The 14,546-nt window shown below is 59.9% G+C and carries 12 protein-coding genes; 7 read left to right on the top strand and 5 right to left on the bottom strand.

The genetic code is table 11. The annotated features are described in order from the left end of the window. Positions 1-18: 18 nt before the first annotated feature. The 4 genes from ACR0E2_RS04035 to ACR0E2_RS04020 form a co-directional block, all read right to left on the bottom strand. Positions 19-1,200, bottom strand: coding sequence for an ammonium transporter (locus tag ACR0E2_RS04035; RefSeq protein ID WP_480445297.1), 1,182 nt, complete (start codon positions 1,198-1,200; stop codon positions 19-21). 197 nt (positions 1,201-1,397) lie between these two features. Next, the gene (locus ACR0E2_RS04030; protein ID WP_480445295.1) at positions 1,398-1,874 is read right to left on the bottom strand and encodes a CinA family protein; all 477 of its coding nucleotides are present in this window, start codon (positions 1,872-1,874) and stop codon (positions 1,398-1,400) included. Beyond that, positions 1,871-2,368 carry a phosphatidylglycerophosphatase A family protein gene (locus ACR0E2_RS04025; RefSeq protein ID WP_480445293.1) on the bottom strand — a complete coding sequence of 166 codons (498 nt, stop codon included), beginning with the start codon at positions 2,366-2,368 and terminating at the stop codon, positions 1,871-1,873. Before ACR0E2_RS04025 ends, ACR0E2_RS04030 begins: the two co-directional genes overlap by 4 nt. Beyond that, positions 2,365-3,495, bottom strand: a complete 1,131-nt coding sequence (locus tag ACR0E2_RS04020; RefSeq protein ID WP_480445292.1) for a bifunctional 2-C-methyl-D-erythritol 4-phosphate cytidylyltransferase/2-C-methyl-D-erythritol 2,4-cyclodiphosphate synthase — start codon at positions 3,493-3,495, stop codon at positions 2,365-2,367. The genes ACR0E2_RS04025 and ACR0E2_RS04020 overlap by 4 nt, the downstream gene beginning before the upstream one ends. Positions 3,496-3,677: 182 nt before the next feature. On the opposite strand from ACR0E2_RS04020, the gene dusB reads away from it, so the two are divergent. The 5 genes from dusB to ntrX all read left to right on the top strand — a co-directional run bounded on the left by dusB (position 3,678) and on the right by ntrX (position 10,907). After that, positions 3,678-4,661, top strand: a complete 984-nt coding sequence (dusB, locus tag ACR0E2_RS04015; RefSeq protein ID WP_480445290.1) for a tRNA dihydrouridine synthase DusB — start codon at positions 3,678-3,680, stop codon at positions 4,659-4,661. Then, positions 4,658-5,746 carry a two-component system sensor histidine kinase NtrB gene (locus tag ACR0E2_RS04010; RefSeq protein WP_480445288.1) on the top strand — a complete coding sequence of 363 codons (1,089 nt, stop codon included), beginning with the start codon at positions 4,658-4,660 and terminating at the stop codon, positions 5,744-5,746. Before dusB ends, ACR0E2_RS04010 begins: the two co-directional genes overlap by 4 nt. Then, entirely contained in the window at positions 5,746-7,113 is a 1,368-nt protein-coding gene (locus tag ACR0E2_RS04005) for a response regulator (RefSeq protein ID WP_171167875.1), read from the top strand. Before ACR0E2_RS04010 ends, ACR0E2_RS04005 begins: the two co-directional genes overlap by 1 nt. 123 nt (positions 7,114-7,236) lie before the next feature. Beyond that, positions 7,237-9,501 carry a sensor histidine kinase NtrY-like gene (locus ACR0E2_RS04000; RefSeq protein ID WP_480446175.1) on the top strand — a complete coding sequence of 755 codons (2,265 nt, stop codon included), beginning with the start codon at positions 7,237-7,239 and terminating at the stop codon, positions 9,499-9,501. Then, the gene (gene ntrX, locus ACR0E2_RS03995) at positions 9,498-10,907 is read left to right on the top strand and encodes a nitrogen assimilation response regulator NtrX (RefSeq protein WP_152458151.1); all 1,410 of its coding nucleotides are present in this window, start codon (positions 9,498-9,500) and stop codon (positions 10,905-10,907) included. Before ACR0E2_RS04000 ends, ntrX begins: the two co-directional genes overlap by 4 nt. Positions 10,908-10,925: 18 nt before the next feature. Here the strand turns inward: ntrX and ACR0E2_RS03990 are convergent, their stop codons facing one another. Continuing rightward, positions 10,926-11,405, bottom strand: coding sequence for a hypothetical protein (locus ACR0E2_RS03990; protein WP_152458150.1), 480 nt, complete (start codon positions 11,403-11,405; stop codon positions 10,926-10,928). Between the two features lie 96 nt (positions 11,406-11,501). Between ACR0E2_RS03990 and trkA the strand changes: the two genes are divergently transcribed. Together trkA and ACR0E2_RS03980 are read left to right on the top strand one after the other, a co-directional pair. Beyond that, positions 11,502-12,878 carry a Trk system potassium transporter TrkA gene (trkA, locus tag ACR0E2_RS03985; RefSeq protein ID WP_152458149.1) on the top strand — a complete coding sequence of 459 codons (1,377 nt, stop codon included), beginning with the start codon at positions 11,502-11,504 and terminating at the stop codon, positions 12,876-12,878. Further along, complete coding sequence (locus ACR0E2_RS03980) at positions 12,878-14,416, top strand: TrkH family potassium uptake protein (RefSeq protein ID WP_480445286.1); 1,539 nt, start codon at positions 12,878-12,880, stop codon at positions 14,414-14,416. Before trkA ends, ACR0E2_RS03980 begins: the two co-directional genes overlap by 1 nt. Positions 14,417-14,546: the final 130 nt, after the last annotated feature.

Raw genomic sequence — 14,546 nt, 5'->3', positions numbered from 1 at the left:
TGGGCAGCCAAGGTGGGCTTAACTGCTCATGTCATAGGCCCGCTCGCCATGTACCGAGAGGTCGAGGCCATTTGTCTCGGTCTCGGCGTCTACGCGAAGTGGTGTGATCTGTGCAACCAGTTTGACCAACACAAACGTGACAACTGCCGTAAAGGCACCCACGATAACGAGCCCGCCCAACTGAGCGGTCCAGGTTCCAAGGCCAAACAGGGCGATCATGAGCGTGCCGAAAATACCGCCGACACCATGCACGGCGAAGACATCCAGCGTGTCGTCGATATTCAGCTTGTTACGCACGATGCTGACGGCTTCCTGACACAGAACACCGGCCACCGCGCCAATGATCAGGGCCTGAACCGGACCGACGAAACCCGATGCGGGCGTGATCGAGGCCAAACCCGCGATTGTGCCGGTGACCAGACCGACCATCGAGGCCTTGCCAAAGCGGATACGCTCCCACAGGGCCCAGCTTAGCGATGCCGTAGCCGCGGACAGGTGCGTGACGGTCAGGGCCATCGCCGCTCCGCCATCGGCGGCCAGTTGCGAACCACCGTTGAAACCGAACCAGCCGACCCACAGCATTGCGGCGCCGACCATGACAAAACCGGGGTTGTGCGGCGGAGTGGTGCGGTTGCGACGCGGCCCGAGGATGACCGCGACAATCAGTGCTGCCAGACCAGCGGTTTCATGCACCACGATGCCACCAGCAAAGTCTCGCACACCGATCTCGCCCAGAATGCCGCCATCAGCCAGCATCCCGCCACCCCAGATCCAGTGCACCACGGGCGCATAGCACAGCAGCATCCACAGCGCCGAGAAAGTCAGGACAAAGCCAAAGCCCACACGTTCGACGTAGGCGCCCACGATCAACGCCGGGGTGATGATGGCGAAGGTCATCTGGAAGGCGAAGAACAGGATCTCGGGCAGGGTTCCTGCAAGGCTGTCCACGTCGACGCCGTTGAGGAAGGCCTTGCCCAAACCACCCCAAAGCCCGCTTTCACCGGGTCCGAACGCGATGGAATACCCTGCGACCAGCCACAGAACGCTCATCAAACAGGCAATAGCAAAGCAATGCATGAAAACGCTGAGGACATTTCGGGCACGCACGAGCCCGCCATAGAACAGGGCGAGGCCTGGCAATGTCATGAAAAGGACCAACGCGGTTGCTACGATGATCCAGGCTGTATCGGCTCCGTTCATGGGCCATTCTCCCTTCCGAATGAGTGCGCGGATCCGTGGAAACTGGGCACGGATCGGCGCTGCGTGAGCGGTGTGGGCTGTTTCAAGCCACCGTCGGTTGGAGAAAAAAGAGGCAAAGCGAAAAAAAGTGCCTGTTTTGGCAGCCTTTTTTCAACTGACTTCAAAAGAAGCGGTTTTTTTGGCCATGTGCTGAAAGTTTAGGCGTCTGCGGAAAGGGCCGTGTACAGCAAGGTCAAGGCGTGGTCACGCGCCGCGCGCCGCACCGCATCGCGACCGGGTACGCCGAATTCGACGGTTTCAACATGCGTCGGCCGTCCCTTGACGGCCAAGCCGAAACACACGCGCCCTTCGGGTTTGAATTCGGACCCGCCCGGCCCGGCAATTCCCGTGATCGAGACGGCAAGTTGCGCCAGCGAGTTGCGCAGTGCTCCATCTGCCATTTCACGGGCCACCTGTTCGGAAACCGCACCATGCGCGTTCAGCGTTTCGGCCCGAACGCCCAACATGTCCTGTTTGGCCTCGTTGGTGTAGGTGACAAAACCCCGATCCACGACCGCAGAGCTGCCGGGAATATCGGTCAGGGCCGCAGCGACCATGCCGCCGGTGCAGCTTTCGGCGGTGGCGATCATCACGCCCTGTGCCTTGGCGCGGTCCAGCAGGTCTGCGACGTTCATAGCCCCAGAACTCCGTGTGCGATACCTGCCAGAACCATCACACCAATGGCTGCAAATATACCCGCAATCACGTCATCCAGCATCACGCCCATCGGATCGCCGCGGCGATCAGCCCAGCCGACAGGGCCCGGTTTGGTGATGTCGAACAGACGGAACAGGATGAACCCGGCAACCCAGCCAGGCCAGAGCGCGGTTATGTCGATTCCATGCGCCCAAGACGGATAGGAAATCGCCCAAAGCGCGATGAACTGGCCTGCGACCTCATCGATGACGATTTCGGACGGGTCGTGGTCATCCTGACCCCTGGTCATCACCCGCGTGGCCCAGAGGCCGCCGAAAAAAACCGCAACCGTTGCGATCGCCAGCAACGGGAAACCACCCAGCGTGTGCAATACCCAGGCCATTGGCAGGGCCACCAGTGATCCCCAGGTGCCGGGGGCGGGGCGCAAATAGCCAACGCCGCCGACAGTCCCGATCATCTGTGCCGCGTTCATGCTTTCACCAGACAGGCCGTGGCGAGCGAGGCGATGCCCTCGCTGCGGCCGGTAAAGCCCAGACGCTCGGACGTTGTCGCCTTGACCGAAACCTGATCTGCACGCAGGCCCATGATTTCAGACATCTTTTCTCGCATGGCCACTGCGTGCGGGCCAATCTTTGGATATTCGCAGACCAGTGTGCAATCGACGTTCGATATACGGTATCCCATCTGCCCCGCCAGCTCGACCGCGTGGCGCAGGAAAATCTCGCTGGCGGCGCCTTTCCATTGCGGGTCCCAAGGCGGGAAATGCTGCCCGATATCGCCCTGTGCCAGTGCGCCATAGATCGCATCGGTGACCGCGTGCATTCCGACATCGGCGTCCGAATGGCCTTGCAATCCGCGGTCATGCGGCACTTTCACACCGCAAAGGATCACATGATCCCCATCGCCAAAACGGTGCACATCGTACCCGTTGCCCAGCCTTACATCCATGTCCGTTCCCATTATGCGTTCCGCCCGGGCAAAATCCTCGGGTCGGGTGATTTTCAGATTGTCCGCATCGCCCGGTACGATGCAGACATCAAGGCCGGCGGCGCGGGCCACCTCGACATCATCCGCAGCGCCGCCCGGATGGGCGGCGTGGGCGGCGGTGATGGCGTCATAGTGAAACCCCTGCGGAGTTTGCGCGGCAAACAGGTTGCTGCGATCCTGCGTACCGGTCACGGCCTGTTCATGCCCAACCCACAGCGCATCGGTCACCGCCAGCCCGGGCGCCGCCGCCGGACATGTTTCCAGGGCGTTCAGAACGTCGGTGATGATGCGGGGTGTGACGCAAGGCCTTGCAACGTCGTGGATCAAAACGCGCTGTACGTTCCGGTCGGCCAGTGCAGCCAATCCATTGCGCACCGATCCCGCGCGATCCGTTCCGCCCGAAGCCAGGATCAGGTCGGTTTCACGGAATTCTTCCCATGCGGCGCTGTCTTCGTCGGACAACACCAGAACAATGTGATCCACCTGTCCGCGAAAGCGCTCGATCGTCCAATCGGCCACCCGCCGGCCCGCAAGGCTGCGCCATTGCTTTGGCACGCCACCCCCGGCGCGCGACCCGCGACCGGCGGCAACTATGATGGCAGCGGTTGTCATATGTGCGCGCTCTCCTCGTGATGGGCATTGTTTAGGCGGCGGTGAATGCAGAGGCAATCACCCATGGTCATGTGATTAATAATTAGGCAAATGATGATTTTGCGGGCTTGCTGCATGCCGATTTGTTGTTCATATGCGCAGAAACCGATATCAAAAACACAACTGCCCAAGGATTAAGCACGTTGACACTGCACCTTGCCGACAAGGAAATAGCACCGCCTGTTTTGCTGGCCCCCATGGCCGGAATCACCGACCGCCCGTTTCGCGATCTGGTGATGCGTTTCGGTGCGGGTATGGTCGTCAGTGAAATGGTCGCCAGTCAAGAGATGGTGCAGGCCAAACCTGGCGTGCGGGAACGGGCGGAACTGTCCGCGGATGTGGAAAACACCGCCGTGCAACTGGCTGGGCGCGAGGCCCATTGGATGGCCGAGGCGGCCCGTCAGGTGGCCGACCGTGGCGCGCGTGTGATCGACATCAACATGGGGTGCCCCGCCAAGAAGGTAACAAACGGTTATTCCGGCTCGGCCCTTCTGAAAACGCCGGACCACGCGCTTGCACTGATCGAGGCCGTGGTGGGCGCGGTCGATCTGCCGGTGACGCTGAAAACCCGGCTGGGATGGGACGACACTCTGTTGAACGCGCCCGACGTGGCACGCCGCGCTCAGGACGCGGGTATTCAGATGGTCACGATCCATGGCCGCACACGCTGTCAGTTCTACAAGGGTCACGCCGATTGGCGGGCAATCCGGGCGGTGAAAGAGGCCGTATCGATCCCGGTTATCGCGAACGGAGACATCGTGGACTCTGACGCCGCCCGAACCGCGTTGCGCCAATCCGGCGCGGATGGGGTGATGGTCGGTCGTGGCGCCCAGGGCAAACCTTGGGTGTTGGCGCAAATCTGTCATGACCTGTACGGGGCCGAAGCGCCCGAGATTCCGACCGGTCATGATCTGGTTGATATGGTTTGCGCGCATTATCAGTCGATGCTGGATTTCTATGGCGCTGATCTGGGTCTGCGTGTCGCCCGCAAGCACTTGGGATGGTACATGGACGAAGCCGCAACGCCTGCGCCCTTGCGCCGGGCGGTCCTGACGTCACGTGATCCGGCGGAAGTTCTGCGCCTGTTGGCAGATGCGCTAAGCGATACGGACGAGGTGGCGGCATGAATTCCGATGCCAGCATCTGGAACTCGCTGCCGGTTCCGGCGTTCATTATTGATGAACAGGACCGGATATCCGATGTGAATGCTGCGGGTGAGGGGTTTCTGAACGCGTCGCGCAAATCGGTGATCGGCCATCCGGTGTGGGATCAGATCGCCGTGGACGCGCCGTTGGAAGAGGCGTTCGAGCGCGCCCGCTGGCAGGGAACGCCTTTGTTCGTGAATGATGTGGATGTGGGGTCGGGTAGCCGAGCGCCACTGCAATGCGCGTTGCAGATTGCGCCTTTGGTCGGGCATCCGGGGTTGATGATCATGATTGTCTCGCCGCGCGAACTGGCCAGCCGCATGACCCGCGGCAACACGGTCAAATCGGCGGCACAGTCGGCGATCGGCATGGCGGAAATGCTGGCGCACGAGATCAAGAACCCGCTGGCCGGGATCACTGGTGCGGCGCAGTTGCTCAGCATGAATATACCGCCGCAAGATCTTGAACTGACTGACCTTATTGTTGCCGAAAGCCGCCGGATCGTGAAGTTGCTGGAACAGGTCGAGCAATTCGGGAACCTTCAGAAACCCGACTTCAAGCCGGTCAACATCCACGATGTGCTGGATCGCGCAAGACGGTCGGCATTGTTGGGATTTGGCGCGGACATGACGATCGTCGAAGATTACGATCCGTCGCTGCCGCTGGCTTACGGAGACCCGGATCAGATTCTACAGGTGATCCTGAATCTGCTCAGGAACGCTTCCGAAGCGGCAGGGCCGCAGGGTGGAACGATCCGCCTGCGGACCTATTTCGAACATTCCTTCCGGTTGCGTCGCAGTGACGGGTCAGGGCATTCGCTGCCTTTGCAGATCGAGATCATCGATGATGGTCCGGGCCTGCCAGAAGACATCCGCGGCGACATTTTCGATCCCTTCGTATCCGGCAAGGAAAACGGCACCGGCCTGGGGCTGGCGCTGGTCAGCAAGATCATTTCGGACCATGACGGCTGGATTTCGGCCGAATCCGTGCCCGGGCGAACGGTATTCAAACTGTCGCTGCGCCGCGCGCCGCGAGACGCAATCGAGGACAAGAAGGAGAGCACCTGATGGATGGCACCGTACTGGTCGCGGACGACGATCGCACGATCCGCACTGTTCTGACACAGGCCCTCACTCGTGCCGGGTGCAAGGTGCATGCGACCTCATCACTGACCACGTTGATGCGCTGGGTCGGCGAGGGAAAAGGGGACGTGGTGATTTCCGACGTGGTCATGCCCGATGGAAACGGTCTTGAGATGCTGCCGAAGATCGCCGAAGACCGCCCCGGTTTGCCGGTGATCGTGATTTCCGCGCAAAACACCATCATGACGGCGATTCAGGCGACAGAGGCGGATGCGTACGATTATCTGCCAAAACCCTTCGACCTGCCGGATCTGATGAAACGGACGGCGCGGGCGCTGGATCAGAAGCAACGCGCCCAGCCAGAGCCGGCCGTGGGCACAAGCGAGCGCCCCGAAGAACTGCCTCTGGTCGGGCGAACACCGGTGATGCAGGCCCTTTACCGGTTGGTCGCCCGGGTGATGAACACAGATCTCTCGGTCATGATTTCCGGTGAAAGCGGCACGGGCAAGTCACTGATTGCGCGGGCCATTCACGATTTTTCCGACCGTCGAACCTTGCCCTTTGTCACTGTCACCGCTGCCGAATTGCGCGATCTGGAAGGCCCGGCCCGTGTGATGGCGCGGGTGCGCGGCGGCACGCTGTTGATAGACGAAATCGCAGATATCGAAGATGAGGTTCAGGCGCGCATCGTCCGCATGATGGATACACCGGGCGATCACGTTCCCCGTTTCATGGCCACCAGCCAGTCGGACCTTACCGAAGGGATGGAGAACGGGCGCATCCGTCAGGACCTTTACTATCGCTTGTGCGGGGCGACGATCCACGTTCCATCACTGCGTGAAAGGGTGGATGACATTCCGCTGCTGGCCGAGCACTTTCTGGCTCGGGAAGAGCGGGAAAACGGCACCAAACGCTGGCTCAGCCCCGAGGCGGTGGAGCTGGTGCGGCGCTATTCCTGGCCCGGGAACGTGCGGCAACTGGAAAATGCCGTGCGCCGGTTGGGTCTGACCAGCCGTGCTGATGAAATCACGAAAGCCGAAGTGGAAACGGTGCTTGGCAGCCAGCCAGAGGCCGAACCGGTCCTGAGCGGCGGTGAGCGCGAAAAGCTTTCGACCTCGGTCGAGCGGCATCTGCGGAGGTATTTTGACCTGCACGGCAACATTCTGCCGCCCCCGGGCCTGTATCAGCGTATTTTGCGGGAAGTTGAGGCGCCACTGATCGAAATCGCGTTGGATGCAACTGGCGGAAATCAGGCGAAATGTGCCGATTTGCTGGGAATCAACCGAAATACGTTGCGAAAAAAGATTACGGATCTCGATATTCAGGTGACACGTCGACGCAAACTGATGTAATATCGCCACACAAACCGTGGCTTCCCGGCATCTGTTGGGAAAAGATCACGATATATGGCGGTAAGCCGCGCAAGCGGCACATCAGGATGAGGGCAGACAGTGGCAACCCGAGCACAGAGCGGGATGATCCCATCGATCAGTCGATGGCGTAAATCACGGAAACTGCGCAATTTTGGCACGTTTGGCCTGGTTCTCATGGGGCCTGTTCTGGCGCTGGCCACTTACCTTGTCATCGGTCCTTTCGATCTTGGCGCCACTGCACCGACTTTGCGGCTGATTCTGTTGGCCGATCTCGTATACGTTCTGGTTGTTGCAGCACTTGTGCTTGGGCAGGTTGGCAGCTTGATTGCCGCACGTCGGGCCAAGTCGGCGGGTTCGCGCCTTCATTTGCGCCTGATCGGGGCGTTTACTCTGTTGGCGCTGGTTCCAACCGTGACCGTGGCGATTTTTGCCGGATTGACCGTCAATATCGGGCTTGAGGGCTGGTTTTCCGACCGCGTGCGTCAGGTTGTTGGGTCTTCGCTGACCGCGGCAGAAGCGTATGAACAGGAACACCGCCGAGGGTTAACGCAAGACGCGTCTGTTCTTGCGCGATATCTGGACAACGCCCGATCGCTGGACTTCTATATCTCGGACGCTGAACTGCGCGAAGTTCTGGCGCAGGGGCAAGCTCAGATTCAACGGGGGCTGCGCGAAGCCTATGTCATCGACGGTGGTGGCGAAATCAAATCGCGCGGGGACCGGTCCTACCTGTTCAACTACGAAGCCCCAACCCCCGAGCAGATTGCAGAAGCCACCGACAAGGGCCTGCTGATCATCGCCGACTGGCCCAACAACGAGTTCCGCGCGCTGGTTCCTCTGAAGGCTTATCTGGACCGCTATCTCTATGTCAGCCGCGAGGTGGATGGGCAGTTGTTGACGCTGCTGGACGATACCAAGGAAACGGCACAGTTCTATCAGCAACTGGAAAGCGAACGGGGCAGGGTGCTGTTCGAGTTCGGCCTGTTGTATCTGGGCTTTGCGTTGATCCTGATCCTTGCGGCAATGTCCCTGGGCATGTGGTTTGCCGAACGGCTGTCGCGTCCCGTGGGGCGGTTGACCACCGCGGCGCAGCGGGTTGGGGCCGGTGATCTGAGCGTCCAGGTGATTGAAGAGGCCAGCGACGACGAAATCGCGATGCTGGGCCGGTATTTCAACCAGATGACCCGGCAGTTGAAAGGACAGCGCGATACTCTGTTGGAGAACACGCGGCAAATTGAAAGCCGGCGCCGTCTGTTCGATTCGGTGCTCAGCTCGGTCACTTCGGGTGTCGTTGGGGTGGACCCAGAAGGATGCATTACATTCGTGAACCGTTCGGCCGAGCGGTTGCTGGATTGGACCGGGGGCGAGCAGCATCTGGCCATCGGCATTGCGGTGCCGGAATTTCTGCCCCTGTTTGAAAGTTTGAAGGACAGCGGGCAAGAGGCCGTTCAGGGCGAAATCAAAGTGACCCGCAAGGGACGGCTCGAGAACCTGTTGGTCCGCATGGCCATCCGTCGGGGAGAAGATGGCGGCCTGGAAGGTTATGTGGTTGCCTTCGATGACGTCACCGATCTGGTCAGCGCCCAACGGATGGCGGCCTGGGGTGACGTGGCCCGCCGCATCGCGCATGAGATCAAGAACCCGCTGACCCCGATCCAGCTGAGCGCGGAACGGATCAAGCGCAAGTTCTCGCGCAAACTGGATGAGGAAGACAGCAGCAGCCTGGATTCGATGACTAACGTGATTGTGCGGCAGACCAACGATCTGCGCCGCATTGTGGATGAATTCTCGAAATTTGCACGGATGCCCGAACCTGAACGCAGGGAAGAAAACCTTGTTGATCTGGTGCACGAGGCTGTCCTGCTGCAACAGGCCGGGCAGCCGGATGTGCAGATCGATGCCGATCTGCCGCAACAGCCCATAATGGCTGATGTGGATGCAACCATGCTGAACCAAGCGCTGACAAACCTCATCAAGAATGCCGGGGAAGCCATTGTAACCCTTAAGGAAAAAGGCGCGCCCGACAACCTTAAGCCACAGATCAAAGTGGCGATTACCAGTGATGATGCGGGTACGGTCATAACCATTGCAGACAACGGGATCGGCCTGCCCGAGGATCGGGCACGGCTGTTTGAGCCCTATGTAACGACACGCGACGAAGGGACCGGGCTGGGCCTGCCCATCGTCAAGAAGATCATTGAAGAGCATGGCGGCGCGCTGACCCTCGAGGATGCGCCCGTATTTGACGGACAGGACCATTTTGGCGCGATGGCCGTGATCCGATTGCCGGGGGTTACTGTGTCCCAAACGGCAGCGCCACAGAAGCAGGCAATTAGAACCAACAAACTGAAAGCAGGCCAAAGATGAGTGACATTCTGATCGTAGATGATGAGCGCGATATTCGCGAGCTGGTGTCCGACATTCTGGAGGACGAAGGCTATTCAACCCGGCTGGCGGCCAACTCGGACGAGTGCATGGCGTCAATCAACTCTGAACCGCCGGGGTTGTTGATCCTGGATATCTGGCTGAAAGACAGCCGAATGGATGGCATCGACATCCTGAAAGCGGTGAAACGCGACAACCCGGATGTGCCGGTGGTGATCATTTCGGGCCACGGCAACATTGAAATTGCCGTCGCCGCAATCAAGCAGGGCGCGTATGATTTTATCGAAAAGCCGTTCAACATAGACCAGTTGATGGTGGTGATCCGCCGCGCGATGGAGACCTCTCGCCTGCGTCGCGAGAATGCGTCTCTGAAGCGGAAAGAAGTCAACAATTCCGACATGATCGGCAAATCCGCCGCGTTCCGCGCCATGCAGGGGCAGTTGGACAAGGTGACCAAGTCGAATGGCCGCGTGATGCTCAGCGGCCCAGCTGGGTCCGGCAAAGAGATTGCAGCACGGTATATCCATGCCCATTCAAATCGTGCCAACGCGCCATTTGTCACGGTAAACTGCGCGGGGATCGAACCCGAACGTGTGGAAGAGGTGCTGTTTGGCCGGGAATCGGCAGAACGCGGCGTGGAATCGGGTTTGCTGGAAGAGGCGCATGGAGGCGTGGTCTATTTTGACGAAGTTGCCGACATGCCCCTTGGGACACAATCAAAAATCCTGCGGGTGCTGGTGGATCAGCAGTTCCAGCGTGTCGGTGGCAGTGACAAGGTGCGCGTGGATCTTCGCGTGATCTCGTCAACAAGCAAGGATCTTGACGAAGAAATCGCGGCTGAACGGTTCCGGGAAGAGCTGTACCACCGTCTGAACGTCGTGCCGATTGCCGTGCCGTCACTCGAAGATCGGCGCGAAGATATCCCGGTTCTGGCGCAGCACTTTATCGAGATGTGCAACGAAACTCAGGGTTTGCCGATCAGGGAACTTTCGGAAGAGGCTGTCGCGCTGTTGCAGACGATGACCTGGCCCGGCAACGTGCGCCAGCTCAAGAACCTGATCGAGCGGGTTCTGATCCTTGGCGATGGCTCCGGCCCGATTGAGGCGCGTGAGTTGCCGAACGAGGAAGAAAAGGCAGAAGATTCAGGTCGTGTCGTGTTGTCTGGCGCACTGGCCACCTTGCCGTTGCGCGAAGCCCGAGAGGCGTTCGAGCGAGAATATCTGCTGACACAGATCAACCGGTTTGGCGGCAATATCAGCCGCACGGCCAGCTTTGTGGGCATGGAACGCAGTGCCCTGCATCGGAAATTGAAATCGCTGGGCGTGGTGACTTCGAACAAATCCGGCGCGCGCGTGGCGCAGATCGATGAACCCGAACCGGCAGAATAATCTGCCGGTCGCACGGCCTCAGCCGGCCTGGCCAGGCGTTATGATCTGAAATGAGCCGTCATCGAATTTCACAAAGCACGACGCGCTGTTGAGCGGTGGCAAAGTGGTTGTTCGCGTCGCGGGCACGCGTGATTTGACGTTCTGCTTGCATGGCGGCAGGCTTACGGGTCGAAACCCTTTCTGGGCCATGCATTGCGCTTCGACCGTGTTGCGCAGGCCCTGATTCACATCCACGGTATAAACACGGCCGGGCTGCCACCAGCCGGGTGATCGATAGCAACGACCCCTGCCATCGCAATATGTACGCCCCGGCCAGTAGGTTGGCGGGCTTTGGCGGATCTGATTGGCTACCGGCACTTCTTTAACCGCCTTCAGCTGGCACTGAGTGGTCTCTTTTTGCAGGCGCGATACGGTTTCACCTTCGCGGTAGTAAAGCGAAAGTGGTCCGCAAGAAGACAGCACCATCAAAGGTATCAGCATAGGAAACAGCGTTTTCATATGCTTATCTTGCCGCAGCGGGGCTGCGATGACAATTCAATTGACCGCTCTGGGGGCATCTGTCATTCAATCCTTTCAGGCAGAAGGGCCAGAAGCATGAAGGTCATTATTTGCGGTGCGGGGCAGGTCGGCTGGCAGATCGCGCGGCATCTTTCGGGCGAGCTGAACGATGTCACCGTCGTGGACAACAACCCCGACCTTGTAAGGCGGGCGACGGAAACGCTGGATGTGCAGGGGATCGCCGGGTTTGCAAGTTACCCGGACGTGCTGGAACGGGCAGGGGCCCGTGACGCTGACATGATCATCGCCGCCACCCATTCGGATGAGGTGAACATGGTCACCTGCCAGATGGCGCACTCGGTCTTTTCGATCCAGCGCAAGATCGCGCGCCTGCGGTCGAAATCCTATCTCGAGGCGATCCACTCGGATCTGTACCGTCGTGATCATCTGCCGATTGATGTGGTGATCAGTCCCGAACGCGAAGTTGCCGCCGCTGCCATGCGCCGCCTGTCTGCCCCATCCGCTTTTGACACCGAGATTTTCATGGACGGCAAGGCGCAGCTGCTTGGGGTGCGGGTGGAAGAGGATTGCCCGATCGTGAATACACCGTTGCGGCAGCTGACGGATCTGTTCTCGACCCTCAGTTCCATCGTGGTTGGGGTGCGGCGCGAAGGCACGCTGTTTGCGCCCGAGTCCGAGGATCAGTTGTTCGTGGGCGACGAATGCTATGTCTTTACCAACGTCAAGGACGTGGATCGCACCATGGAGGTGTTCGGCAAGGCGCAGAAGCGGCAGGATCGCGTGGTGATCGTGGGCGGCGGAAATGTCGGGCTGGAAGTGGCCAGAACGCTGGAAGAACGCGAAAGCCGCGTGCGGGCCAAGATCATCGAACGCGACCGCCATTGCGCTGAACTTGCCGCCGAAGCTCTGGAACGGACGATCGTGCTGCATGGCGACGGGCTGGATGCCGGGTTGCTGAGCGAAGCGGGGATCGAGCGGGCCGATGCGATGCTGGCAGTTACGGATGACGACCGTACGAACATGCTGGCTGCGGTGCGTGCCAAGGCCGAAGGCTGCGCTCTGGCGATTGCATTGATCAACGATCCCAGCATGGTGGCTCTGATGGGGCCCTTGGGGATCGATGCTTATATCAACCCGCGGGCCACGACCGTCAGTTCGATCCTGCGGCACATCCGGCATGGACGGGTGCGTCAGGTCTATTCCATAGGGGACGCCGAGGCCGAGGTGATCGAGGCCGAGGTTCTGTCAACCTCGCCTATGGCCGGGCAACGTCTGCGCGATATCGACTTTCCCGAGGGGGTGCTTGTGGGCGCGGTCCGCAAGGGAGACGAGGTTTTGCGACCGACAGGCAGCCTGCGGATCGATGAAAAAGATGTGGTCGCAATCTTTGCCATGGCCAAGGACGTACCAGAGGTTGAACGCCTGATGCAGGTTTCAATCGATTTCTTCTGATGGCGCATGCAGGGACACAACAGGTTGGATTGTTGCGGCGGTTGCCGTTGTTCCTGTTGATCTGGGGCATTGCATCCCTGACCATGTGGATTCCAGCGATCTATGCGTTGGCTCTGGACGATCACGACACGTCACGATCCTTTCTGTATTCCGGGATCTTGGGCTTGTTTCTGGTTGCCACCATCGCGATGGCGTCCTCCAACCGCATACCCCGGCGCGGCACGTTGGGGCAGCTGGCGGTGATGCTGGCCTGTTTCACGCTGCTACCCATCTTTCTGGCGATCCCATTTCACGACGCACTTGGAACGACCACCTTTCTGAACGCCTATTTCGATATGGTCAGCTCTCTGACGACCACGGGGGCGGACCTGTTTCCGGATCCGGCCCGCCTGACGGCCCCGTTGCATTTGTGGCGCGCCATGGTCGGTTGGATGGGCGGCCTGCTTATGTGGACCGCCGCTGCGGCGATCCTTGCGCCGCTGTCGCTTGGTGGGTTCGAGGTCACTGCCAAAGGCCAGCCGGGGCGCCCGGTGTCAGGGGTGGCACAGAGCGAGCGCGTGGACCCGCGAGGCCGTCTGATCCGTGTCGCCAGGACCCTGACGCCAGTCTATGTCGGGCTGACGACCGTGATCTGGGTTCTTCTGTTGATCGCCGGTGAAGTCGGTCTGACGGCCGTGTGCCATGCGATGGCAGTGATGGCCACGTCCGGAATCTCTCCGGTAGGCGGCATGGAGGGGGCGCAGGCCGGGTTTACGGGCGAAGCCATCCTGTTTCTGTTCCTGTTCTTTGCTCTCTCGCGTCTGACTTTTTCGAAGGATACCGCGACAACAGGCTATTCCCGTCTGGATACGGACCCAGAGTTTCGCATTGGTCTGATGATTGTCCTTGCTGTCGCAATCCTGTTGTTCTTCCGGGTTGTCGCGGGCGTGACGGAAATCGGTGGTCAAATGGAACCAATGCAGGCGTTGCAAGTCATCTGGGGGATGCTGTTCACCGTTCTGGCTTTCCTGACGACGGCCGGATTCGAAAGCGCGAACTGGAACGACGCACAGCAACTGTCGGGTTTGGGAACGCCTGGTTTGCTGTTGATGGGGCTGGCATTGATCGGCGGAGGCGTCGCGACGACGGCCGGAGGGGTCAAGCTGTTGCGGGTCTTCGCGCTGTATCTGAATGGCGCACGAGAGATCGACCGCCTGATCTATCCCTCGTCCGTCAGCGGTGCAGGGGGTGGCAATCGCCGCATTCAAAGCGACGGGGCGTTCATCGCCTGGATCTTTCTGATGCTTTTTGCGCTGACCCTTGCGGTATTCAACCTATTGCTTGCGGCGATGGGGTCCGGATTCGAACAGGCCATGGTGCTCAGCGTGGCCACACTCAGCACGACGGGGCCGTTGATCGAGTTGGCCACCGACGTTCCAATTCGCCTGATCGACCTTCCTGCCAGCGCCAAGCTGACGCTGTGCGCGGCCATGGTCATCGGGCGTCTGGAAACGCTGGCGATCATCGCCCTGATCACCCCGTCGCTTTGGCGGGATTGAGCCGGGCACATCATGCGGCGGCTAACGCCTGATTTTTCATCTGGAATATCTGTGCGTAGCACTCCATACTCTGCCGGAGGGAGCGCGTTGGTCCGCAGCGCGTAGCAAGAACAATGGCGAGATTATAAAA

The organism is Ruegeria sp. A4 (assembly GCF_056543025.1).
This window is presented reverse-complemented; position numbering and strand designations above follow the sequence as displayed.